The sequence below is a fragment of the Streptomyces sp. HUAS MG91 genome (assembly GCF_040529335.1).
GTDB lineage: Bacteria > Actinomycetota > Actinomycetes > Streptomycetales > Streptomycetaceae > Streptomyces > Streptomyces tabacisoli.
On record NZ_CP159534.1, the window covers coordinates 26,893 to 51,033 of the forward strand.

Consider the following 24,141-nt stretch of genomic DNA (forward strand, 5'->3'; position numbering starts at 1 on the left):
GGGAAAGACCGACGAGCTGCTGGCGACGTTCTCCGATGCGTGTCCGCCTCTCGGGGCCGCCTGCCTCACGTGCCCCTGCGGCGTGCCGCATCCGAGCCCCACGCCGACTGGACGAGGGAGCGCCGACACAGGTGAGCGGGAGTCCCGGCGGACCGCGGAAGCGGATCCGCACAGTGTTCTGACGCCCTCTCGGTTCATCGAGATGCTGCTGAGCGTCGCGGTTCCCTCCGAGAGCTCGTGATCGCTGACGGGGGCGCCGTCACGTCCGGGATGGGGTGTCTGTGCCCGGTGGCGGTTCCCCGGGAACGGGCCGCACGAGCTCCGTCGCGGCCGAGGTCACGTTGCGCGCGGCGAACACCTCACCCGCAACGGCGACGGCGTTCAACGCGCGGGGGAACCCCGCATAGGCACTCTGGTGGACAAACAGCTCCACGATGGCCGCCGGCGAGATACCGATGTCCAGGGCGACTCCGATGTGCAGGGACAACTGCCGCTCGCAGCCGCCCAAGGCCGCCAGTGTGGACAGGGTCGCCATCTGTCGCGCGGGCAGGTCCAGCCCGTCACGCCCGAAGAGGTCGCCGTAGATGAACTCCACGACGTACCGGCCGAGGTCGGGCGCTGTCTGCGCGAGGGATGCGAGGAAGGCGTCGGTGACCTCGGCGCCGCCCAGCTCGCGCATACGTGTCAGTCCTTCGGCGAAGCGGTCGTCGCGCAAGGGGGCCGTCACGGAGGAACCGCCTCTCGGTCGCGGAGCATGCGGAACACAGGTAGCGAAATACCCGGAGCCCAACAGCCCCATGCGTGACCGCGGAAGCGCTGGGCCGGTCGCGGCGCGGCATACGTGCGCGGTGGTGCGCCCACGCGGAACAACTGCCTCCGCGCGCTGTTGCCGAACCGCCGTCCGAAGTGGTCCGGTGGATGGCCTGGCTCGTAGCGCTTGACGCCAGGCATCTTTCCCTCGCGGCCGCTGTCCCGGTCGGCGCGATGTTCCCCACACATGTGACCGGTACGCGGCCCCGCTCCGACCCGCGGCGTGTCCCGCACCGCTGCTGTCTCCCCTCCCCTGCCCACCGCGCGGATCCTCCGACGCGGACATCCGTTCCCGCGCCGCTGCCGCCTCAACGGCGAAGCGGCCGTCCCCCACGAGGTTGTCCACATGAGCTCACGCATCGCGTTCGTCTTCCCCGGCCAGGGTGCCTACGTCCCCGGGCTCCTCGCGGGATTCCCTGAGGAGTACCCGGACGTGGCCGGAATGCTTCGCGAGATCGACGCGGTCTCCGCGGGCCACGGTCATCGCCGGATATCCGAGCTCCTCCTCGACCCGCGGGCGCCCCGTATCGAGGAACTCCTCGCCGGCTCACCCGAATCACTGCACCTGTGCATCTTCGCCCTCTCGCTGGCCGGCGCGGCCGTCTGCGCGGCCGAGGGGATACACGCGGACGTCCTCGTCGGCCACAGCTTCGGCGAGTGGGCGGCCCTCACCCTGGCCGGCGTATGGACTCCCGCTGAGGCCGCACACCTCATCTGCGAGCGCGACCGCGTCTGCCGCCGCACCCGCCCGCGCCCCGGCGGGCTGCTCGCCGTCGCTCTGGGCCCGCGCCGCGCGGCACACCTCGCGGCCGTCGCGGACGACTGGGCCGTCAACGTCGCGGTGGTCAACGGCCCGGGCCAGTCGGTCCTGGCCGGCCCCGACGCCGCCCTGGACGACGCCGCCCGGCTCGCCGACGTCCTGGGCGTACGAGCCGTCCGCATCAAGGCCGCGTATCCGTACCACAGCCCCTGGATGCGCGCGGCCGGCGAGGAGTTCGAGGAGATCATGCACAGCGCACGGGCCCGCACGCCCCGGCGCCGGGTGTACTCGCCGATCGCGGGCGGGTACGTGGAGTCGGCCGAGGACGTGCGCCGGATCGGGAGCAACCACATGGTGCAGCCGGTGGACTTTCTCGCCGCCCTGCACGCCCTTGAGGCCGACGGAGTCGACTGGTTCGTCGAGTGCGGCGGCAAGGACATCGTCACCCGCCTCGCTGCTGAGGTACTGCCCCGGGCGGTCACCGCGGCTCCGCTGGCACGCCGTGCCGGTCCCCCGGCGGCCCGGACCGCACTGGCCGCGGTGACGCCGTCAACCGCTCCCGAGGGGAATGCGGAGACCAGCGCGGACGGCGGAGAGGCGCCCGGGGCGAACGTCACCGGGACCGGGACCGGGACCTCCCCCGCCACGTCCGGGGTCGCCGCTGCCCCAGCGCCGGCCGCGTCCGCCTCCGCTCCCCCCGTAGCCGATTTCCCTCCCGGTGCGCCGAATTCCCCGCCCGGCCCGGCTGAAGCGGTCGCGGCGCCCGCCCCGCGGTCTCCGAGCGAGCTCGAATCCACCGCCGCGCCCGAGGGCGTACAGACCGCTCCCGCCGAGCGCGGCGGCCACGGCGCGGACGAACTGCCGCCGCGGACGGAGCTGATCGAGGTGCTGCGCGCCACGTACGCCGAGCGGCTCGGCTATCCGCCGGACGTCGTCACCGCCGACGCCGACCTGGAGGCGGATCTCGGTGTGGACTCCCTGCGCCAGACCGAGATGCTCACCTCCGTCTACGCCCGCTTCGGAATCCGGCCGCCCTCCGAGGCCGACCCCGTGCGCGGTCAGACCCTCGCCGACATCGCCGATCTCCTGCTGGAGCTGGCCGGCGGGACGCCGGCTGAGGCGTCGTGAGCACCCGGCGGCCGGCGCGCACGCCGGCCCCCGATCCCGTCGCGATCGTCGGCATGGGGCTGCGGCTGCCCGGCGCCGCCGACCCCGCGGCTCTGTGGGACCTGCTCAGCCATCCTCGGGACCCGTTCAGCCCGCCCGGCACGCGCTACCGGCAGTCGCACTTCCTCCGCGAGGACCGCGGCGAACCCGACCGCACGTACTCCCCCGTCGCGGGCTTCATCCACGACACTCCCGGCCCCGAGGACGCACCCCACGAGGTCCGCTGGCTGCGGCAGTGCGCCCGACAGGCCACGGCCGGTGTCCACACCCGTCCCGGCGACCGCTCCGTCTGCGTGGTCGGGGCCTGGCCGGGCGGCAGCCAGAGCCTGCTGCACACCGCCATGACCGACCTGGTGGTACGGGAGTGGGCGAGCGTCGCCGACAGCGCGGAGGGAACGGGGCCGGACGGCGATGAGTTGGCCGTGCGGGCGGCTCTGGCCACCGCCCTGCCCCAGTCCCGCCCCGGCGCCCCGGAGGCCGCCGACGCCGTACACGCGGCGCTGCGCGGACTCCTCCCGCACGACCCTTCGGTCCTCACCGTCGACACCGCCTGCTCGTCCTCCCTCTACGCCCTGGACATCGGCGCCAAGATCCTTCGCTCCGGCCGCGCCGACATGGCACTCTGCGGCGGTGTCTCCGTCCTCGAACCCACCATGTCGGTGCTGTTCTCCGCCATCGGCGGACTCTCCGCGACCGGGCGGCTGCTGGCCCTGGACGCGGAGGCCGACGGCACCCTGTTCAGCGATGCCGCCGTGCTATTGACCCTGAAACGACTCTCCCGCGCTCAGACGGACGGTGACACGGTGCTGGCCGTCCTGGCCGGCTTCGGTGCCGCCGCGGACGGTCGGGGGCGCTCGATCGCCGCCCCCAACCCCTCCGGGCAGATCCGCGCGGTGCGCCGGGCCCGCGAGGAACGGGGGCTCGGGCCCGAAGACATCGACTGGGTCGTGGCCCACGCCACCGGGACCAGGGCAGGCGACGCGGCGGAGATCAAGGCACTGGAACAGGAGGCGCCCGCAGACGGCTGGTCCTGCACCGCCACCAAATCCCTTGTGGGCCATGCAGGTTGGGCCTCCGGCACCGCATCTGTCGCCCACGTCCTCCTGGCTCTGCGCCACCACGCGATCCCGGCTCAGCCCGGCTTCCGACGCTCCGCCCATCCGCTGGGCCGGCTCGACATCCCCACCACCTCCCGGGTCTGGAAGGCCCGTCCGAACCGTCCGCGCACCGCCGCCGTCTCGGCATTCGGCTTCGGCGGCACCAACGCCCACCTGTTGCTCAGCGAGGCAGTACCGCCGCAGCCGCCGGTGTCCGCGCCACGGCCCGCGCAGGCCGACCCTCTGGTTCTGGTCGCCTGGAGCGCACACCTGCCGGGAACACCTTCCACCGAGGCGGTGAGGGCCTGGCTGAACGGAACCGGCCCCGCGCCCGCCGCACGGTTCGACGACACGGCGCCGCCCTTCGCGGCCGTCGGCCTTCCGGCCCCCACCGTCCGGGCGATCGACCGGGCCCAGACCATCGCGCTGGAAACGGCCCACCGTTTCGCTGCCGAGCACGGCCCCCTGTGGGAGCCCGTACGTGAACGCACCGCGGTCATCGCAGCCCACAGCGGGCTGCCCAGCACCCTCGTGGACTACGCCCTGCGCGCACACGCGGACACCCTCACCGCGGCGCTGCGCGACCACCCCGGCGCAACCGCGGCCACCCGAAGGGTCCTTGAGCTCGCCAGGGACCGCACCCCCGCGGCGGGTCCCGACGCGATGCCCGGCGTCCTGCCCAACGTCATCCCCTCCCGTCTCGCCGCCCGTTACGACCTGCGGGGCGCCAGCATCTGCGTCGACACCGGACGCACCTCGGCCGCCACCGCCCTCGACACCGCCGCCGCCTACGTGACCTCCGGTGAGATGGACCTCGCCCTCGTCCTGGCGGTGGACGCCGGATCCCTGCACACAGGTCCGCACGGCACCACTCACGCGGCCGCCCAGGGCGCCTTCCTCCTGGCCCTCGCCCTCGCGTCCACCGCGCGCCGCCACGCGTGGCCGGTGCTGACCCGTCTCACGCCCGCGACGGAACTGGCGGGATCCGCCGTCGACGCCGCTCCCCTCCCTTCCGCCGCCGAATCGGCTGCCTCAGCAGCCGGGGAGGTCGCCGCGGGCGGTTTCCACGCCGCCGCCGAGGCAGTCACCCTGCTGGCCCGCCTCGGGGCGGCCGCCCCCTCCCCCGCCCCGACCCTCACCCTCCCGCCCCCGGGCGCACCCCCGGCCCGGCCCGGGCCCGACTCGGCGGGCCACCTCACCGCCCGGCACGTCACACGTCGTCGCCCCGCGCCCTGGCAGGCCGCCGAGGATCCAGGGACGGTCGCCGCGCTGCCCGCCCGCGCACTGGTCCTCACCGACCACGCGCCGACCGCCGCCCGCCTGCGCGGACTGACACGGAACGCCGAAGTCACCCTGCTGTGCACCGACCCGGACGCTCCACCGGAGCTCCGTCCCGGGCCACTCCCGGCGTTGTACACCGCGGTCGACCGCGCCGACGGACATGTCCGTGTGGTGGCCCGCCCGCACGCGTGGCCCGCGCCGCCCGGTCCGGCAGCCGAGGCCCTCCAGGAACTCCTGCTGAACGCACTCGCCCGGACGCGCGCCAACCAGACGACGGGTTCGCTGGGCGCCGTCGTCGTGGCTCCGGCCGAACACCCTCAGGCAGCCGTGTTCACCGCTCTCGTCCCCGTCCTGCGTGCCGACCACCCGCGCCTGCCGGTCCGCGTCGTCGCCTCCGGCACCGATGACGCGACGCTCGCCTGGGAACGGCTCGGGCGCGAGTGGCACAGCGCCGACCGCGCCGTCGCCGTCTGGTATCACGACGGCCGACGTCATCGGCACGAACTCGTGCCGGAACCTCTGCCCCCTGCACCGTCGGCCGGGCCGCTCGGTCCCGACGGCCGGGGCCCACACGTCGTCGTCGCCAGCGGTGGGGCGGGCGGAGTCACCACCGCGCTCCTGACAGCTCTCGCCGAGGCCGGTCACGCGGAGGCAGTCTGGCTCCTGGGTACCACCGACCTGGACCGGCTTCCCCGAGAGGTACTGACCGCGACCGACGAACAGATCCCGGCCCTGCGCGCGGAACTGATCGCCCATCACCTACGGACCACCAGGCCAGGGGTCGCCGAGGCCGCGCGTCTGGCCGACCGCACCCTCGCGGGCCGCCGGGCGGCGCTCAACCTGGCCCGCCTGCGCTCCGTCGCGGACCGGACCGCCGTGCACTACGTCGTGTGCGACATCACCGACCCCGACGCCACCGCGGCAGCGGCCCGGCAGGTCCGAACCCGGCACGACCGGGTGGATCTGTTCCTCCACGCCGCCACCCGCAGCCGTACCGCCCCTCTCGAACGCAAGAGTCCGGCGGACTTCCGCCTCGTCCGCGCCGTCAAGATCACTGGATATCACCTGCTGCGGGAGGCGTTCGCCGAACTCAGGCCACGTCTGTGGTGCAACATCGCGTCCGTGGCCGCCGTCCACCCCCTGCGCGGCGAAATCGACTACGGGCCCGCCAACGCCTACCTGGCCGCCGCGGCCGACCATCCCGACAGCACCGGCGAGATCACGCTCGGCTTCCCGCTGTGGAGCGAGAGCGGCTACTTCGCCGCCCAGCCCGACCTCGCCGCCCGCGTGGCCGCACACGGGCGCCTCACCGGCATCACCGACGCAGAGGGCGTGGCCCACTTCCTCGCGGAAATCGCTCCGGATCGCGGTGGTCCCGCCGCCGGGGTCTATCTCGGCACACGTGAACGCGAGCTGATGCGGGAGGAGTTGCCGGGGTTGCTGGCACAGGAGGAGGGTCGGGCAACCGACGCTCGGCGCGGGGCGTCGGCGGGAGCGACAGTGACGGCGGCCCCTGCCGAGGACGAGTCCCCCGCCTTCCTCACCGCCGCGGCCCGCCCCGGACCGGAGGGCGGCGTTCGCTGGGAACTCGACCTGGACGGTCCCGACCACGACTACCTCGCCCACCACACGGTGCGGGGCCGTCCCGCCGTGCCGGGCACCTTTCTGCTGGCCGCCGCCGCGGAGGCCGCGCTCGCCCTCCACCCCGGCAGCACACCCACCCGGATCGTCGACGCCTCCTTCAACGCCTTCGTACGCCCGTCCCACGGGCGCACCCGCCACACCTACACCCTGTCGGCCCGCACCCTGCCCGGCTCCGGCCCCACGACGGTCGTCGTCGACATCCACGGCCAGATGGAACTGGGCGACCACCGGCCGCCCGACCGGCACCACTTCCGCGCCCATATCGTTCTGGACGACCCGAACACGGTCGTGCACCGAGACCCCGCCCCCGACGATCCAGGTCTGTCGGGTCGGAACCTGCCACCGGACCCGTACTACTTCGCGACCTCACCCGTCCATCTGACCGGCCCGTTCGCCAACACCTGGCGCTGGCGCGACACCGAGCGCGGACCGACCTCACTGTGGCGCCCGAGCGCGGAGTCCTTCAGCCGGCATCCCTTGCTGTCCCGGCTTCCCGTTCCCGCCTTGCTGCTGTGCGCCGTGCTGCGCACCCGTACGCTCCGGCCCAACGCCGCCGGTGGTCACGATGTCGTCGCGCCACGCCACATCGACCGCATCGACCTGGGCGACCCCGGCTCCGACCAGCACATGGCCCGTATCCACCCTCAGGGCCTCACCCTGCACCACGACACCGACGACAACAGCTACAGCGCCGCCGACACGGAGGGACTCGTGCTGGTGCACATCAGCGGATTCACCGGCGCCGTGCTACCGAGCACGCCCCCGGCAGGGGCGCGCAGGCAATGAGCACGCGCGCAGAGAGCTCCCTCGCCGGGCGCGCGGGGCGATCTGTTGGAGCGGGCATGTTTCTCGCTATGCGATGTCGGGAGCTCGCCCGGCCGCGGTACCCGGAGGTCGTTCCCCTTCGAGCCTTACGGGGACGTCCAGCCTGCCGTTGAGCATCAGCGACGGAAAGTGCTCCAAGGCATCGTCCGGGACAGCGAGGGCGATGTCGGGGAAACGGGCGAAGAGGGCGGGAAGTGCGACGGTCGCCTCCAGGCGGGCGAGGGGCGCGCCCAGGCACATGTGGGGGCCGTGGCCGAAGCTGGTGTGCCCGCCCTGAGGGCGGCGGGTGACGTCGAAGGTGTCGGCGTCGGGGCCGTAGCGGTCGGGATCGCGGCCCATGGCGAGGTAGTTGAGCAGCAGGGGATCGCCGCGGCGGACGGCGGCGTCGCCGATCCGGGTGTCTTCGGTGGCGTAGCGGGCAAAGAAGGTGGCGATAGGAGCGTCGTAACGAAGCAGCTCCTCGATAGCGCCCGGCCACAGGTCGGGGCGCTCGTGCAGAAGCCGGCGTTGCTCGGGGTGGTTGAGCAGGGCCCGCAGGCCGTGGACGAGGACGTGCACGGTGGTCTCGTGGCCGGCGCCAATCATCACCAGGAGTGTGCCGATCATCTCCTCATCGGTGTACGACTCGTCGCCCTCCTGCGCCAGCAGGGCGCTGACCAGATCGTCCCGCGGTTCTACGCGTTTGAGGGCGACGAGCTCGGCGGTCATCGACTGAATCCCGAGGACCGCGGCGCTCTTACGGTCAGGAGAGACGGCCTCACTGAAGAAGTCCTCGAACTGGACTCTCAGCGCGTCGTGCCATGCGGCGGGGATGCCGAGCAGAAGGCCGATCACCTTCATCGGGATCGGGAACGCATAGGCGGTGCGGTAGTCGGCTGTTCCGTCGGCGCTGCCCGCAGCGGCTGCGGCGAGTTCTCCGAGCTGCTCGGCGACGATGGCGGTCACCTGATCACGGAGCCCGGCCACCCGGGCCGGGGTCAGAGTCCGGGCGAGCGGTGTGCGCAGGCGACGGTGCTCGGCACCATCTACGGTGATCATGCTGCGCGGAGTGTCGACCACCGACAACAGCGGCCAGTCGCGCGGGACTTCGCCTCTTTGCCAGGCGCCCCAGACGTTGATGTCCTTCACGAACCGGGCGTCCTTGAGCAGGGAGCGGCCCAGCCGGTCCGAGGTCACCACCCAGGCCGGAATGCCGCCGGGAAGTTCCACCGGGGCCAAGGGACCCACCGCGCGGAGCAGCGCTGCCTGGTTGTGCAGATCGCTGTCAGTGGCACGGATCTTCAGGGCGGGGCGGGCGAGCGACAAGTCCATCGGGGCTCCGATCGTATGCGCTACGTGGAGGGCGGACGACACGTGACGGGACCGGCCGTCCGGGGCTTCCCAGCTCCAGTGACGGCTCGTCCATGATGAGCAACGGGCGGACGCTCAAGGAGATGTTCCCACGGATACGGGCCTGCCGATCCTGTACAGCGCATGGTGACGCGCTTCAGGTCCGTTGCCCGTCGAAGGCCCGGCTACGGGTGATGAGTTGATCTGCCCACTGATCCACTCGGGCTACGCAGTCGGGGAGACGTTGGCTGCAGGCACGCGCAGGGACGATAAGCCGTGCCGACACTGCGAAACCACTCTGAGGGGCAGAGTTGCTCGCACGGTCTCAGGGGATCTTCCTTCAAACGAAGGAGGACATGTCGTGGCGCATTCATGGCAGGACAAAGTGGTTCTCGTGACTGGCGGCGCTCGAGGCGTGGGCCGTGCAACTGAGCTCTTTCCAACCTCACGCTGATGCGTGGTGAAGGACGAGGACGGCCTTCACGATGTTGGTGATGTGGTTGGTGCTGCATCGGAGTTTCCGCAGGAGGCGCCAGCCCTTGAGGGTGGCCATGGCCTGTTCACCGACACAGCGGATCTTGGCTTGGGTGGTGTTGTGGCGGCGCTTCCATCGCTTGAGGTGGCGGCCCCGGATCGGGACGCGGACGGGTGTGCCGGCTCCTTGATACGCCTTGTCCGCCCAGCAGTTGAGGCCCGCTGCAGCGAGGGCGTCGATGATCCCGTGCTGCCGGGCGGCGGTCAGGTCGTGGGTCGAGCCGGGCAGAGCCGGTGACGCCCAGAGCAGACGGCCGAACGGATCGGTGAGGACCTGGACATTCATGCCGTGGCGTTTGTGTTTTCCGGAGTAGTACGGGGTGTCCGCGGCGATGCGGTCGATGGGCAGCAGAGTTCCGTCGAGGATGACGAACGCCTTCGTCCGGATGGTCATCATCGCCTCGGCCAGGGGCGGGGCGAGGGCCGCCAGAACCTCGATGGCCTCACGGATGTAGCGGTAGACGGTGGCGATCCCGATGCCGAACCCGGCCGCGAGTTGGGCATAGGTGTCACCGCACCGCAGGTGGGCCAGGGCGAGCAGGGCCTGACGGGCCACGAGAAGCCTTCGCCACCGCGTCCCGATGTCCCGGCGCCTGGCCGTCAGTTGTCTGGCCAGGAACCGCAGCGTGCGGGTGGACAAGTCGATCGAGGACGGGTACACAAGCACGCGAAGCTCCTGGCAGGCACGGGTGATCTTGGTCGAGAACCCGACTACCAGGAGCTTCGTCGTTGTGCAGGACTGTCCAGCTCGCGGTCAACACCGCCAGCTTGGAAGAGGCTCCGTGCATAGAGACGCCACGTCTCTCGCGCTCCTCTGATGCTGTGCTGACTCAGCGCAGCATCACTTGCTGCCCTTCCGACGCCTTCTTACCGTGACAACGGCGAAGATTAGGAGGCCAACGATGATGACGCCTACCGTAACTCCGACGCTGCCGCCGACCGCAGCGCCGGAACGGGCGAGTGGTATGGGCATGGTTATCTCCCTTTCTTCTACATAAAGAGACCGGCTCCGGCGCCCATCGCCCAGTAGGCCACGCCGATGCCCTGGTCCATCGTCTTGGACGCACCAAGCAGTTTCGCCCCGATGCCGACCTTGCCACCGATGGCGCCCACCATTGCTCCGGCAGCGATCGAAGATGCGCTCTTGCCCTGCATAGCGCCGCCTGCGGCCTCCATTCCCATGGATGCCACGGTGAGACCAGTAGCAACAAGCGCGCCACCGGGGATGAAGACGGAAGCGAGGCCAAGCGCCTGTCCTCCGTAGCTGAGCCATTCCCCGCCAGACAGACCGAGGAAGTCCAAACCACTCGGGTCCATGTGGTTGACGGGGTCGCCGGCGGCGTAGGCGTAGAGGTTGGACTCCTTGCCGGAGGGGTCGGGCTGGGTGAAGCGGCCGAGTTGGGGGTCGTAGTAGCGGGCTCCCATCTTGTAGAGACCGGAGGGGTCGAGGTAGGTGCCGGTGTAGCGGTAGGGCTGGTTGGTGCCGGTGGCGGTGCGGGCTTCGCCGTAGGGGCCGTAGCTGTAGGTCGCGGTGCGCTTGCCGGAGGCGTCGACCAGGCCGATGACGCTGCCCTGGACGTCGGTGAGGTAGTACTGGCTTGCCCCGCCGCTGGTCATGGCTGTCAGCGTGCCCGAGGCTTCCCGGACGAAACCGGTCGTGCCCTCGCGGGTCATGCCGGTCGCGGCGTTGGTGAACGTCGAACTGCCGCGCGTGAGGCGGTCGTTGTTGTCGACGCCCGCGTAGGTGTACGTCGACGCCGTACCGGACGCGGTCAGGTTGGAGAGCTGGGTGTAGGGCGTCCACTGGCCGCCCGAGCGGGTCCCGGTGGGTGAGGCGGCGGAGGTTTCGTTGCCGTCGTCGTCGTAGGTGAAGCCGGTGTTGCCGCCGAGGGAGGTGAGTTCGTTGGCGTTGTTGTACTCGCGGGGCGACTGGGTGTCGGCGCAGGCGGGGAGGCTGGTGCCGGTGGAGCGGCCGGTCATGTTGCCGGCCTTGTCGTAGCAGTAGGCCCAGCCCGCGGTCGTGGTACCGCTCTTGGTCTCCACGGCCTTGGTGAGGCGGCCCTTGGAGTCGTAGGTGTAGGCGGTGGCGGCGCCGTCGACGGTCCGCTTGTTGATCTTGTCGCTGTCCTTGCCGGACTTGTTGTAGTCGTAGGAGATCGTGGACAGCACGGTCGAGCCGTTCTTGACCTCGATCTTCTGGGCTCGGCTGGACTTGTCGTAGTCGGTCTTCTGCACCGTGCCGCCGGGGTAGGTGGTGGTGGTGCGGTCGCCGTTGTTGTCGTAGCCGTAGGTGACCTTGGCGCCGTCCGGCTGGGTGAGGGTGATCAGCTGGTTGGCGTCGTTGTAGTCGTAGGTGAGGGTGCCGCCGGCGTCGGTGGCGGTCTTGACGTTGCCGGATGCGTCGTAGGTCACCGAGCTCGCGCCGCCCGCGGGCAGGCTGCGGGTGCGCTCGCGGCTCTGCTCGTCATAGGTGTAACCGCTTGTGCCGGCCGGCGAGGTGCGGGTCTTGATGTTTCCGTCGGCGTCGTAGACGAACGTCGTGACCTTGCCGTCACTGGTCTGCGTCTTCAAGCGGTCGCGCTGGTCGTACGTGTAGACCGTCTTCAGGCCGCGGCCGTCGGTGACGGTGTCGGTGCGGCCCAGCGCGTCGTAGGTGTAGGTGATGTCCTGCTGTGCGGAGGGGCGGTCGACCTTGAGCAGGTTGCCCTTCGAGTCATACGTGAAGGACGTCTTGTTGCCCTCGGGGTCGGTGGCCGAGCAGCGCTGGCCGGGGAGCCCGTCGCAGTCCATCGTGCCGGACTTGGGGTTGTAGTCGTAGGTCCACTGGGCGCCGTCGGAGCCGGAGGTGGTGTCGGTCTGCGACTTCATGTTGCCCGAGGTGTCGTAGCCGTTGGTGACCTTGTCACCGCTCGCCGAGGTCAGCGTCTCGGGGTAGTGGCCGCCGGACTTCTGCGTCCAGGCCGCGGTCGACTGCGCTCCCGTGGGCTGGGTCGCCGACTTCGGGTTGAAGGAGTCGTCGTAGTCGAACTTCACCGTGTTGCCCGGGGTGGACCCAACGCCCATGCCGTCGACGGCACTGGTGACGTTGTTGTCCGGCCCCCACGTCTTGGACCGCTCGTGGCCCAGAGGGTCGGTGGTCTTCTTGACCCGCCAGCGGGCGTCGACCGTCACCTCGGTGTTCTTGCCGCGCGGGTCGGTGACACGGGCGACGCCTTCGCCCTCGCTGCCCGGCTGCGGGAGGATGTAGCGGAAGGCGGTGGTGGCGCCAGTGCCCGCGGCCTTGTCGACGACCCGGGTGATCGAGGCGAGGAGGTTGGTGTTCCAGGTGAACCGCGTCTCGCGGCCCTCCGGCGTGGTCACCTTCGTCATCCGATGCGAGGTGTCGTACTCGAACACCGTCACCTTGCCGTCGGTGTCGGTGAACGTCTTCAGATCGTTGCCCGACCACGTGTAGGACGCGTAGCGGCCGGTGTTGTCCGTGACCTTGGTGATCTGCTTGCCGTCATTGGTGAAGGTCAGCGTGCGCCCGGACGCGGAGGTGATCTTCGACGTGAACGCGCCGGAGTAGCTGATGGTGGTGGCGTTGCCGTTCTTGTCCTCGACCCTGCTCACCCGCGCGTCCCCGGTGGTGCCGGAGCGGGTGAAGGTGGTCTTCTGCCCGTTGCTGCGGGAGGTGAGGGTGAAGGACTTCTTGTCCGAGGACTGGGTGAGGTCCTGTTTGTAGCCGGGCGCCGGGGTGAATCCTGAGCCGTCGCGCTCGAACACGGCGATCGTGCTGGAGGGGCCCTGCACGTAGACCGAGGTCGGGTTCGGCTCGTGGATCAGGTAGTCGCTGCCGGTCGTCGCCTTCCAACTGGTGTTCAGGCCGTTGTAGGCGAGCCCGAAGGACAGGCCCGGGCCGGCGTCGGCGATGTCGAAGGCGTTCGCGGACAGCAGCAGGTTGCCGTTGCCGTAGTTGACCTGCGCGCCGACCGAGTCCGACAGCGACGCCTCGTGGAACTCCGACCAGGGGACCTGACCGATGCCCAGGCCCTGGAACGTGGACTGCAGGATGCCCTCCTGCAGCAGCTTGCGGTCCTTGCCCGGCGAGCCGATCGGAGTGCTCTTGGGGGCCTTGGTCTGGCCGGTCGGGGACGTGGACAGCCGGGGCGGAGCGGGCTTGTCGGCGGGCGCGGCGTGCGCCTGGGCAGGGATCAGCGCGACGAGGAGCGCCGTTCCGGCCGCTGCGGCGACCGCGGATGCCGCAGCAGAGCGTTTGCCACGTCTGGTGCGCCGGTTTTCGGGCATGACAGAGTGCACGAGGAACTCTCCTTGGATCGTTCAGGCTTCATGGGCCGTTGGACTATGAGGAGCAGGGCTCGGCGGGTGGCAGCCGGTGGGCGGCTGCCACCCGCACACATCAGGCGAGATGGGCGGCGCAGTAGGGCCGCAGGATCCCGCCGTGCGAGCCGGTGCGGGGTGGGCGCCCGCGCCGACGATGTGTCAGCAGCGCTTGGACGTTCTGGCGGAGTAGGCGCCCTGCTCGTTGGCGATCATCAGCTTCCCGTCGCCCGAGGTGCAGTCGTCGACCGAGTCGGCGCCGTTGCCCCAGAACTCCTGGCCCAGCGAGTCGTACTCACGGCGCTCCCCCTGCAGCACCGAGCGGTCGTAGTTCCAGACACCGACCTGCAGATCGAACTTGATCTTCTTGTCCAGGAACGACTTCCACACCCATACGTAGCCGTAGTTCTGGTTGCACTCGGGCGAGTAGAACTGCTTCACGGAGGCGATGGTCTCGGTGCCCCTGTAGGCATACGAGGTGGTGCCGATCTGGTACGCGTCTGAACACACGCCGGCCGCCGACGCGCGGGCCGACAGCGGGTTACCCGCCTCGGAGGGAGCGCTGGAGGCGGGCGGCTGCGCGCCGGGCGTAGGGCTCGGCCCCGTCCCTGCGGAGGCTGTTCCCGCCCCGGTCAGCGTCAGGGCGAACGCCCCCGACACAGCGGCCGCGCAGGCAGCAGTTCTGAAACTCTTCTGGGCACGCGAAAGCCGCGCACCATTGGTGCGTCGAATCAAGACTTCCCCCCACAGGAAGACCATCCCCGCAGACCCCAGCGGTCACGAGGGATCCACAACCTGTCACAGAAAGAACACAAGCCGGCCGCCGTGCCCTCGAACACCCGAGTGACACGGGACAGAACAAGCCCCTCCGCATCATGCGTTCCGGACAGAGCGACAGCCCCCCACCGGGACACGCGTAGACACGCGACGGCCAACCTCCCGTAAAGCAGTCGCAAAACGTGGCCGAAAGTGCTCGTTTGCCAGCCCGAACGCGCATGGCACGTCACTTCAGAGCGCAGATCAAGCCAGGTTTAGACCACCTGACTTCACCCTTTTACCCGATAGGTCATCGTGGTTTGCCGCTATTTGGGGCGTACCCAGCGGTGGCGGAAATGGCGACAGACCTCGGTCATCCTACATATTCGATTGACAAGCGCTTTCCCGACCAGGGCGGCACCCGCCCGCCGTCCGGTTCAGCAGGTCCAGAAGAGCTATCGAGCCAACACCGCTGCTCTGCCACGCAGTTGACTATTCATCGCCAGCCGGGGCATCCGGATGCGCACCCGGAACAACGCGAAAAACGGGAGACAGCGATGACAGACCTCAGCAACCGCACCACTGCCACCGGCTCGCGCACCAACGGACTGGCCGTCGCCGGACTCGCGTGCGGCATCGTCGGCATCTTCATCCTGAACATCGTGCTCGGACCGCTGGCCATCATCTTCGGAGCCGTCGCCATCCGGCAGGCCGGCGTCAAGGGCGGCGCGGGCATGGCCAAGGCCGCACTCGCCCTCGGCATCTTCGACGTTCTCCTCTTCGTCGCACTGATGATCCTGGCAGCTTCCAACGGCGGCTTCAGCTGGTACGTCGGCGGCTGACCACACGAACTACCGAAGGGGGGGGGGCCACGGACGCGGGCCCCCCTTTCCTGATCCATCCGCCGACAGCCGCAGTCACCCAGACCGCGCTCCGCTCGTTCCGGCGGGCGACCGGGCACCTTGCTCCGCGCCAGGACACCATGTGGGGCGAAGGCGAGGCGGCGCCCATCGGACAGCACATGGCCAACCTCCGCCGCAAGAGCGGCCTGGGCAAGGAACAGCAGCGGGCTGCCGCCCGCGCGCAACAGCTGACTGGGACTACCCGTAACCGCTGAACTGGCTACGGCACTACCGCGTCCTAGCCGACCTGGTCGACGCCGACGGCAGCCTGCCCGACATCCCACCCGGCATCCACTGGGACGGCGACTACATCGGCGCCTGGATCCACCAGCAGACCCATCCAGGCACCTGGGCGCAGCTGTCCACCGAGCAGCAGCAACGGCTGACCGCGCTGGGCAGCATGCCAGTCCAGGCACGGAGTCCCGCGCCGGCGGTGCCTCGCGAGGGAAAGGCTCCGAGCAAGGCGCAGCAGGCGTTCCAGCGCGGCCTGGCCGCACTGGCTCAGTGGGTCGAGCAGGAAGGTTCAGGGCGGCCCGTCCCGCGGCGGCCCGACCGTAGAGATCACCGTCGACGGCGAGACGGAACCGGTGACCGTAAGAGTCGGCGTATGGCTCTCTGGTTCCCCGTCGGCTTACGCACCGAAGCCCACACGGCATCAGGTGAACGTCGATGTAGCGGGCCGTCGAACAGGGCAATGCTCGAGACGGCACTCACCCAAGACCCCGAGGTACCACAGCGTTGCTACCGATTAAGAACGCCTAACGAAATGAGTGCTGGAGGACGGTAAGGTCGGTGGCCATGAGCCAGAGTGGTGCGGAAGCGGCGGCCTTCTTCCGCGACGTCAGCCAGAACAGCGCGGTCTGGCTCGTCCGGGATGACGGTGGAAGCCCGACTCATCTCTCTGCGGATGGCACGCGAAGTCTTCCCTTCTGGTCGACCTCGTCGCGGGCCCAGAGGGCAGCAAAGATCTGGGGGCATGGGCTTCGCATCGATTCCATGCCCGTGGACACCTGGTGCGATCACGTGCTGCCCGATGCCGCCCGGGATGGACTCGTGATCGGCATCAACTGGAGCGGGCCGCGCCTGGTCGGTTGGAGCTTCACCCCCGCCGAAGTTGTCGACCGTCTAGCGGCGGCTCACACAGTGACCTGATGTGCCGGTGGGTGATGAGGCAGCAGGCCAGTTTGAGGAAGGCTTCGTGAATGTCGGCTTGACGTTCCCAGCGGACGCGGAGTCGTCGGAAGCCGTGGAGCCAGGCGAAGGCCAACCAGCTCGACAAGTAGCCCTCCGACAAGGACCACCATCGATGCAATGCGCATCAGGGCTTCGGACACGGCCTGTTGGGCTGGGTAGAGACCCTGCGCCTCGCACTCCCGAGTCTTCTGGGACCTGCGGCTGTTCCTGGTCTACACCCCGACCGCGATGCCCATCCTGCGGGCGCTGGCGAACCCGAAGACCGACGAGCGGGAGGTGCTGGCCGTTTCGAGCGAAGCGCATGTGTAAGTGGCTGCGAGGCATGTCCCACGCGCTCACCCGTGGCGCTCGGCGGCGCTCACGGACAGGGGCACCCGCCCTGACGGGCGCGTGCCGGCGGGTGCGCGTGGAGCACCGCATGCTACGCAGCGTCAGGCGGTACTCGTTCGCGGCTTCTGGGCCCACTCGTGGTCGAGGATGGCGTGGACGACGGAGTCCCGCCAGGCATCGCCCTTGCGGACGTGCTCGCGAATGACGCCTTCCTCGACCAGGCCCGCCGCGGTGAGGGTGCGGGCGGTCGCCGTGTTCAGGGGCGAGCGGGCACCCCAGATGCGGTGGAGACCGAGGTCGTCGAAGCCCAGGGCAAGCAGCTGGTGCACGGTCTCGTGGCCGTGCCCGGCTCCCCAGGTGTCGGGGCGCAGAGCGAAGCCCATGGTGGCGCCCTGGGGCTGGTGGGGGTCGAGAGCGAGCTGGGCGAAACCGATCACGTCGCTGGTCTCCTGGGTAGCGACGGCGAGCACGTATTCGCAGCGGGGGTCAGTCGTGGCCGTCTGCACTGCCCGGTCGATGATCTGGCTGACCTGCTCGCGTGAGCGGGGTTCGAACGACATGTGTTCCGTGGCTTGCGCGTCGCCGTAGACGGCGAACAATGCTTCGGTGTCGTCGGGTTGGAGTTCGCGCAGACGCAGGCGTGGGCCAGCTCGGTCGACGGGGTACATGACCGCGACCCTACCCCCCCGGGCCCGGCACGTCAGGGCGGGTAGGCGGCGAGCTCCTCAGTGAGGCTGCGGAAGGTGAGGGCGGTGCGGGCCGGCCCGGCCATGAGGGCCTGCCGTACGCGCAGGACGGAAACGATGACGCCGTTGTTACGGATGGCCGGTGACAGCTTGAGGACAGGGCGGATCGCGGCCGCGGCGCGGTCGAATTCATCGCTGTTGAGCAGGATGAGGGCCTGGTTGCACTGTGCGCCTGCGAGCCCGCCGAACCCCAGTGCGGGGCCGTCGGGTCGGAGAAGGCGCGTGCAGTCTCGGCCTGCCGGGCCGTGCAGGGACGCCGACGAGGCCGGTGATTTGGCGTCGCGCGCGAAGCTCACCACGAGGAGGCTCATGGTGCGGGCCCGTTCCCGGTCCTCCATCGCGCCCGTGACGTCGTGGGGGGGCAGGAGCAGGTCATCAGTACCCTTGGAGGCCAGCCGCTACAAGCCCTCACAGTTGGGCGACCTGAACTTCGCGGCCGCGGTCCTCGGCCGAAGGATTCAACGATATGGGCCGCTGTCCGAGACGGTCATCATGCTCTGCGAAGGCGGAGGTCCCCGATCACGAATCGGGGACTTCGGCAGGGGCCCGGCGGAGGGGCCTGTTGCGTGCCCCGGGGGGGCGCCGGTGTCGTCTACGCGGCGGAGGTGAGTTCGGCTCGGCCGAACAACAGTGCGTGGCCGGTGGGGAGCTGGCGGAGGATGCGGGTGATGAGGTCGGGGCCGGCGTGGGCGGCGACGGCCGCGAAGACGGAGCCGGTGTCCCAGCGGGTGGTGGCCAGGGAGGCGCCGGTGCGGACGGCGAGGTCCTTGACGAAGGCCCATCCGGTCAGCGGCTGAGGGGAAGGGATCTGGGAGGTGAGGATGCGTGCGGCTTCGAGGGGGAGGCAGCGCGCCAGGTCGACGCGTTCGTCGCCGGTCAGCTGGCGCCCCAGCCCCGCGAGGACCAGGCGGACGGCTTCGTCGGCTCTCTCGCGGGTGGGGTAGGCGCCCTCGTAGCGGACCTTCTCCAGCATCTGCTCATACGTAGTCGAGTACGGCTGCTGGTGCTCGGCCGGTACGCGCACGTCGGTGATCACTGCAGTACATGCCTTTCGTGGAGCGGTGCGGGTGGTGTGGGGCGCACGAAGAGTGGGTCGTGCTGGATCAGGATCTGCCCCGGCAGGTGCTCGTCGGCCGTCTCGGCGACCGTGGACAGGATGGCGCTGACGTGCCGGCTCGCGGTCTGCTTCGGTGGCGCCCTCGATCCTCGCGGTGGCCCGCACGAACCGCTCCGAGGGCAGGGGTTCGGCGCTAGTCAGCGGGGTTGAGGAGAATCAGGGCGAATTCTTCACAGGCGTGCCGCGAATTGGCCGGCCAGATGTGTGCCGAGGAGTGCGAGCGCGCCATGGGCCACGGCTATGGCTTTTCCGCCGTGCCGTACTCGCCGCGCGCCTTCTATGGAGGATCGCTTCGCGCCCGGGGACATCTCGCCGGGACCCCTTCTGATTCTTGGGGCTGCCCACGGGCGCGGGGGACGGGGTGAGGGGGAGATCGGGTGCCCGCCCTCCGCGCCTGTACGACTGGTGTCAGCCGGAGATCTCCTTGTGGCCGGTCCCGATGCCGATGGAGATCTTGCGGGGCTTGGCACGCTCGGCGATCGGGATGCGCAGGGTCAGCACGCCTGCGTCGTAGTCGGCCTTGATGTGCCCGGTGTCGAGGGTGTCGGCGAGCACGATCTGGCGGGAAAAGACACCCAGCGGCCGCTCGGACAGCTCCATCTGCACATCGTCGGCCTTCGCTACCGGCCGGCGCTCCGCCTTGACCGTCAGCATGTTCCGCTCCACGTCGACATCGATGGCGTCCGCGCTGACGCCGGGAAGGTCGAAGGCCACCACGTACTCGTCACCCTCGCGGTAGGCGTCCATCGGCATCGCCGACGGCTTCGACCAGGTGCCCGGACCCATCAGCTGCTGCGCCAGCCGGTCCAGCTCACGGAAGGGGTCAGTGCGCATCAACATCGTGAAAACACCTCCAGCAGGTTCGGGCAGTTGCTGCCAATGCGCTGCACTGACACTGTTGTAGCATGTCATCCAATGGATGACAAACATTGCTGTCGTCCTCACGATGACAATCGGAGGGAGGTGTCCATGACCGCACCAGACCAGCCGGTCTCCACCGACGCCGACACCCACAGCCCGGCGTCGTTCCTCGCCGCCGCGGCTGCCCTGAAGGCCATAGACGACGCCCTGCACGATGCCCAGGACGAGAGGCCCGACGACCTGGGTGCCGGGCCGGGCCCGGAGCAGGCCCTCGCCTCGCTGATGCTGCTGCGCCAAGTACGTGAGCGGCTCGCCGGATGGGAGACCGGCCTGATCGAGACGGCCCGGGACGCGGGCGCCAGCTGGGCCGACCTCGCCTCTCCTCTGGGGGTCGCCAGCCGCCAGGCTGCAGAGCGCCGCTACCTGCGCGGCCGCCCCGGCCCGGCCGGGACCACCGGCGAACAACGCGTGACGGCCACCCGTCAGGCCCGGGCCGCCGATCGCAACACCGCCACCTGGGCCCGCCGCAATGCGGCCGACCTGCGCCGCCTCGCCGGCCAGATCACCGCTCTCACCGACCTTCCCCCCGCCGCCCGCCGTCCGCTCGACGAGCTCCACGCGGCCCTCGCCCACAACGACCCTGCTGACCTCATCGCCCCCCTGACCGCCACCCGTCCGCACCTGGGCGCGGCCCACTCAGACCTCGCCGACCGGCTCGACACCCTCACGCCCCCCTGACCCAGAGCCAAAAGTGGCCCGCGGGCGCCTTCTCCCCCGTCGGACAAACAGAAGGCGCCCGATTCCTTTTGCTCGATCCGGTTCAACTTCGCCCCGCAGTCCGGGTCGGGTGCCTCCTTTAGACATCGTTTCTTGGCGGGCGCCTGGTCCTGGTGCTTGTTCTCTGCGGCGCTCAGGTTGCCGGCGGGGATGACGGCCACGATGGTGCGTGCGCTGATCTGGGTGGTGGGCGGGTTTGTCGGCGTCGCCCGTGTGGTTGTAGGCGATGTCGATCGCAATCGGGCCGGTGGTGGGTCGGGGGGCGCTGTACGCGGTCAGGAAGATGCTGGTGATGGCGGCGGCCTGGTCGCCGGGGCGGAAGTCTGCGGCGTAGCGGCAGGTCTCGCCTGCGGGGTGGTGGTCGGGGCGTGCGTGAGCGTAGAGCGTCGCGGGCATGGGGTGGCGTCTTTCAGGGTGGGGGTCCTGGTGAGGCACGCGAGGCCGCGCGGTGTCGTGGGGGGGCTTTGTCCACGAGAACGGGGTTCTGGCACAGATCTTGGGGAGCCGTCGCGGAGGGTGACGGCTTCGTTCGATTGAGCGGGTCCAAACCCCAGTTGCTCGACCTGAACGCTCACCTCGTACCCTCCGCACATGACTGATGATCCGTTCCAGTGTCGGTGCGTCCTCTGCCATGACTACGGCGACCGGGACGAAGCGGACCGCAGTCATCCTGATGTTGTCGACGGTCATCGAGTCGCGCTCAGGCAGGTTGATCGCGGCTGGTACCGGACCTTCTTCGGGCAGGCCATCGGGTTCTACCGGCGGCCGCCTCTGCCCGTGCTGCAGGTCACGTGGCCTGATGCCGAGGGACGTTTCTACTGCGATGAGCAGGCTGACGAGAGGCATCGCGAGTCACAGCCTCAGCTGTGGCTCCCTCCGAGTGACCATCCTGTCGGGATCTGGACAACCGAACTCTGATCTCAAGGGGCCGGGAAGCCGGTACCCGAGCAATGCACTACCGAGCCTTTTCCAACCTCACGCTGATGCGTGCTGAAGGACAAGGAGGGCCTGCACCACACATCAGCGTGAGGTTGGAAAAGGCTCAATCTCCTGAGGCGTGAGGCCGCAGTCGCCTATGAACTCGCCGGTGGACCTCAGCGTGACCACCCAGAGACCGTATCCCTCGTCTTGGTAGAGGCGCTAGTTCCATTCGATCCAGTCGAGGGCCTCTTCCCGAGTTTTGATGCGCGGGTAATGACGCATCACGTGCGGGTCGCTGAGCAGCGCCGCCAAATCGTCCAGGTCGCTGTAGGCCCTGCTCCGGAAAGCGAGTCGTGGGGTGGGTGAGGGTACAGGGCGCTCGGGCACCTGGGCTCCTTGCCGGGTCGGCCCAGCACCATACCGCCCCACACCCCGCGTGCCGGCAGGGCTGCGGCGGGCCCCGAACCACAGCGGAGCGAGCTGTACGCCGTGATCTCACAGACCACCAACACACAACCCTGAGAACGCCCGCCCACAGGACGCCGGGAGTAGCGTGGGTGCGCTTCATCCGACTTTCGGGCTGACAGGGTCCGAACAGAGGGAGACGTGATGGCATCGGGCGTTGGTGTTGCCGTGGTGACTTCGCAGCCTCGCAGTCATCTGTGGCTGATCGAAGTGGCCGGGGCCATGGGCAAGAAGATTCCCAAGAGCGTGCGACACGCGACCCGCGAGGCATTGCGGCATCACACGGGTCCCATCGCCTTCGCCCTGCCCGAGGTGACAGCGTGCCGCACGACCCTGGCCGCGCACCTTCTGGCCGTGCACGAGCAGCGTCCCGTCGTCCTGATCGCCCCATCACCAGCGGTCCTCAAAGCGATCGCCGCCACGGACCCCGGCCACGCGCACTTGCCCACCTATTCCGACCTGCCGGCGGCCCTGGCCTCATAATCTCCGCTCACCAAGAGGTCTCCAGCTGCCGCCGGCCTAGAACAAACTGGGCTCCGTGAGGGCTGCCGCGACGGCAACGGCATCCGTGGCCTTCGCTCGCCAGGGCACGCCGTGGTTCGACAGCCTTGGGTTCCGCGGGCTAACGGAGGCAGGTTTCAGGGGGTGGGAGGGGCGAACTCGGGCTGGTCGAGCAGGCGCAGCCAGCTTCCGTCGGGCTGGCGCCGGACGACCTGCGCCCGGGCGCCGGCTCCATCCTTCGGTGGGGTCGAGGTGAGGGCGATGTCGCCGCTGATGAGCGTCGGCAGCGGTAGTTCCGGCTCGAAGCGGGGGCCGTTGGCCAGCACCTTCTCCCATAGCGCGCGGATCGCTTCGCGGCCCACCGTCTGGTGACCGGGCGGGTAGGCCATCACCGCACCCTCTTCGTACAGCGCGGCGACCCCGGCTGCGTCACCGGCGTTGGATCGTTCGACGAACAAACGGGTGATGGCCTCGGGCCGCATGGCCTTCTCGTACTCCGGCATGAATTCCTCCTGACGTCGGGCGTCGATGCTTTCCAGCGTGGCCGTCGATCATTCAGAAGTCCAACAGATGGATCTTCTGCAAACTAGAATCTGCAGTCATGGAGCTGAGGCAGCTGGAGTACTTCGTCGCGGTCGCCGAGGAGCAGAACTTCACCCGGGCGGCCGCGCGGGTGCGGATCAGTCAGTCCGGCGTCAGCTCCCAGATCCGTCAGCTGGAACGGGAGCTCGGTGCCGAGCTGTTCGACCGGTCGGGCCGCACCGTCACCCTCACCGTCGCGGGAGAGGCCGCACTCATACACGCCCGCGCCGCACTCACTGCCGCGGAAGCGGTCGGGCAGGCGGTGGGTGAGGTGACCGATCTGATCCGGGGTCAGCTCGTACTTGGAATGATCATCGGCTGCACCGTCACCCCGTTGTTCGACGCCCTCGCCGCGTTCCACGAGGCTCATCCCGGTGTGAAGATCTCGCTGCTGGAGGACAGTTCCGACCGGCTCGTCGAGAAGGTACGCACCGGCGCAGTCGACCTGGCACTCATCGGAGCCGCAACCAACACCCCCGACGGGCTGGACGCGCTGACCATCATCAGCGAGCGGCTCGTCGTGGCGGTCCCGGCTGGGCACCCCTTGGCGAAACAGCGACGGGTCACCCTGCGTGACCTGGTCGCTCACCCGATCGTGTGCATGCCGCCCGGCACCGGCCTGCGCACGGCACTCGACCAGGCATGCGCCGCGCAAGGCCTCCATCCCTCGATCGCGCTGCAGGCCAGCGCCGCAGACGCCATTGCCGATCTCGCCGCCCGCGGGCTTGCCGTCGCCGTCCTCAGCGACTCCATGGCCGCGCACCACCATGACCGGCTCACCGCCCGCACCATCGATGACGTCGATGCGCCCGCATTGCTCGCCCTGATCTGGAAGAACATCCACAGCCCTGGCATGCGTGAGCTACTCGCGCACAGCCGGCGGGCATTCACCGAGCCCGACCCAGCGACTCCGTGAACACACGGGCGCATCCCCTGACACCTGGTCCAACCGATGCGGGACTGCGCGAACGGACGACTCAGGGCACAGGCCTAACCGTCTCGGCCTCGAAGACGGCGCAGAAGGTCCGCCTCACGTCCGAAGCGGGTCCCGGAGTACCCCTCTCTCTGTTTCGTGATCACTTCCGGATCCAGCAGAGGCCACCTGGACATCCTCCACGCCGCTGGTCAGACGAGTGCAGTCGATGTCTTCCTGGGCGCAGCTGACCGCTAAAGGGTGTTGCAGAAGGCTCAGGTTTGGGCATTTTGCGTGTATGGGTGGGGT

The 24,141-nt window shown here is 69.5% G+C and carries 19 protein-coding genes and 2 pseudogenes; 10 read left to right on the top strand and 11 right to left on the bottom strand.

The genetic code is table 11. From position 1 onward, the window contains the following. Nucleotides 1-259: 259 nt before the first annotated feature. Complete coding sequence (locus ABII15_RS00105) at nucleotides 260-679, bottom strand: carboxymuconolactone decarboxylase family protein (protein ID WP_353940136.1); 420 nt, start codon at nucleotides 677-679, stop codon at nucleotides 260-262. Nucleotides 680-1,156: 477 nt separating this feature from the next. Between ABII15_RS00105 and ABII15_RS00110 the strand changes: the two genes are divergently transcribed. Both ABII15_RS00110 and ABII15_RS00115 read left to right on the top strand, forming a co-directional pair. After that, complete coding sequence (locus tag ABII15_RS00110) at nucleotides 1,157-2,698, top strand: acyltransferase domain-containing protein (protein ID WP_353940137.1); 1,542 nt, start codon at nucleotides 1,157-1,159, stop codon at nucleotides 2,696-2,698. Further along, complete coding sequence (locus ABII15_RS00115) at nucleotides 2,695-7,545, top strand: SDR family oxidoreductase (RefSeq protein ID WP_353940138.1); 4,851 nt, start codon at nucleotides 2,695-2,697, stop codon at nucleotides 7,543-7,545. The genes ABII15_RS00110 and ABII15_RS00115 overlap by 4 nt, the downstream gene beginning before the upstream one ends. A 66-nt stretch (nucleotides 7,546-7,611) precedes the next feature. Here the strand turns inward: ABII15_RS00115 and ABII15_RS00120 are convergent, their stop codons facing one another. The 4 genes from ABII15_RS00120 to ABII15_RS00135 form a co-directional block, all read right to left on the bottom strand. Next, nucleotides 7,612-8,889, bottom strand: coding sequence for a cytochrome P450 (locus ABII15_RS00120; RefSeq protein ID WP_353940139.1), 1,278 nt, complete (start codon nucleotides 8,887-8,889; stop codon nucleotides 7,612-7,614). A gap of 469 nt (nucleotides 8,890-9,358) precedes the next feature. After that, nucleotides 9,359-10,114 (bottom strand): transposase family protein, encoded by a 756-nt coding sequence (locus ABII15_RS00125; protein ID WP_353940140.1) that lies wholly within the window; start codon nucleotides 10,112-10,114, stop codon nucleotides 9,359-9,361. A gap of 323 nt (nucleotides 10,115-10,437) precedes the next feature. Further along, nucleotides 10,438-13,746, bottom strand: coding sequence for an RHS repeat-associated core domain-containing protein (locus ABII15_RS00130; protein WP_353940141.1), 3,309 nt, complete (start codon nucleotides 13,744-13,746; stop codon nucleotides 10,438-10,440). Nucleotides 13,747-13,929: 183 nt separating this feature from the next. Beyond that, nucleotides 13,930-14,277: a hypothetical protein gene (locus ABII15_RS00135; protein WP_353940142.1), complete on the bottom strand. Its 348-nt coding sequence runs from the start codon at nucleotides 14,275-14,277 to the stop codon at nucleotides 13,930-13,932. A gap of 803 nt (nucleotides 14,278-15,080) precedes the next feature. On the opposite strand from ABII15_RS00135, the gene ABII15_RS00140 reads away from it, so the two are divergent. The 4 genes and pseudogenes from ABII15_RS00140 to ABII15_RS00155 all read left to right on the top strand — a co-directional run. Next, entirely contained in the window at nucleotides 15,081-15,365 is a 285-nt protein-coding gene (locus ABII15_RS00140) for a DUF4190 domain-containing protein (protein WP_353940143.1), read from the top strand. Nucleotides 15,366-15,451: 86 nt separating this feature from the next. Next, a pseudogene (locus ABII15_RS00145) lies at nucleotides 15,452-16,177 on the top strand (helicase associated domain-containing protein); the annotation flags it as partial. 46 nt (nucleotides 16,178-16,223) lie between these two features. Continuing rightward, the gene (locus tag ABII15_RS00150) at nucleotides 16,224-16,577 is read left to right on the top strand and encodes a DUF2750 domain-containing protein (RefSeq protein WP_353940144.1); all 354 of its coding nucleotides are present in this window, start codon (nucleotides 16,224-16,226) and stop codon (nucleotides 16,575-16,577) included. Between the two features lie 207 nt (nucleotides 16,578-16,784). After that, nucleotides 16,785-16,895: pseudogene (locus ABII15_RS00155) on the top strand (IS982 family transposase); the annotation flags it as partial. A gap of 155 nt (nucleotides 16,896-17,050) precedes the next feature. Here the strand turns inward: ABII15_RS00155 and ABII15_RS00160 are convergent. From ABII15_RS00160 to ABII15_RS00175, 4 genes are all read right to left on the bottom strand, one after another. Then, on the bottom strand, nucleotides 17,051-17,617 hold the full coding sequence (locus ABII15_RS00160) for a GNAT family protein (RefSeq protein WP_353940145.1): 567 nt from the start codon (nucleotides 17,615-17,617) through the stop codon (nucleotides 17,051-17,053). Between the two features lie 32 nt (nucleotides 17,618-17,649). Continuing rightward, a complete protein-coding gene (locus ABII15_RS00165; RefSeq protein ID WP_353940146.1) occupies nucleotides 17,650-18,006 on the bottom strand; it encodes a hypothetical protein in 357 nt (118 codons plus the stop codon). Nucleotides 18,007-18,287: 281 nt separating this feature from the next. Next, nucleotides 18,288-18,731, bottom strand: coding sequence for a DUF2267 domain-containing protein (locus ABII15_RS00170; RefSeq protein WP_353940147.1), 444 nt, complete (start codon nucleotides 18,729-18,731; stop codon nucleotides 18,288-18,290). A 489-nt stretch (nucleotides 18,732-19,220) separates the two neighbouring features. Beyond that, on the bottom strand, nucleotides 19,221-19,652 hold the full coding sequence (locus ABII15_RS00175; protein ID WP_353940148.1) for an Hsp20/alpha crystallin family protein: 432 nt from the start codon (nucleotides 19,650-19,652) through the stop codon (nucleotides 19,221-19,223). Nucleotides 19,653-19,781: 129 nt separating this feature from the next. Here ABII15_RS00175 and ABII15_RS00180 point away from each other — a divergent pair, with 129 nt between their 5' ends. After that, entirely contained in the window at nucleotides 19,782-20,411 is a 630-nt protein-coding gene (locus ABII15_RS00180; protein ID WP_353940149.1) for a type III effector protein, read from the top strand. Nucleotides 20,412-21,041: 630 nt separating this feature from the next. Beyond that, the gene (locus ABII15_RS00185; protein WP_353940150.1) at nucleotides 21,042-21,368 is read left to right on the top strand and encodes a DUF4262 domain-containing protein; all 327 of its coding nucleotides are present in this window, start codon (nucleotides 21,042-21,044) and stop codon (nucleotides 21,366-21,368) included. Nucleotides 21,369-21,590: 222 nt separating this feature from the next. On the opposite strand, the gene ABII15_RS00190 is transcribed toward ABII15_RS00185, so the two are convergent. Further along, nucleotides 21,591-21,800 carry a GNAT family N-acetyltransferase gene (locus ABII15_RS00190; protein ID WP_353940151.1) on the bottom strand — a complete coding sequence of 70 codons (210 nt, stop codon included), beginning with the start codon at nucleotides 21,798-21,800 and terminating at the stop codon, nucleotides 21,591-21,593. Nucleotides 21,801-21,980: 180 nt separating this feature from the next. Here ABII15_RS00190 and ABII15_RS00195 point away from each other — a divergent pair, with 180 nt between their 5' ends. Next, nucleotides 21,981-22,319, top strand: coding sequence for a hypothetical protein (locus ABII15_RS00195; RefSeq protein ID WP_353940152.1), 339 nt, complete (start codon nucleotides 21,981-21,983; stop codon nucleotides 22,317-22,319). A gap of 155 nt (nucleotides 22,320-22,474) precedes the next feature. Here the strand turns inward: ABII15_RS00195 and ABII15_RS00200 are convergent, their stop codons facing one another. Then, entirely contained in the window at nucleotides 22,475-22,840 is a 366-nt protein-coding gene (locus ABII15_RS00200) for a nuclear transport factor 2 family protein (RefSeq protein WP_353940153.1), read from the bottom strand. Between the two features lie 98 nt (nucleotides 22,841-22,938). Between ABII15_RS00200 and ABII15_RS00205 the strand changes: the two genes are divergently transcribed. Next, a complete protein-coding gene (locus ABII15_RS00205; protein ID WP_353940154.1) occupies nucleotides 22,939-23,835 on the top strand; it encodes a LysR substrate-binding domain-containing protein in 897 nt (298 codons plus the stop codon). Nucleotides 23,836-24,141: the final 306 nt, after the last annotated feature.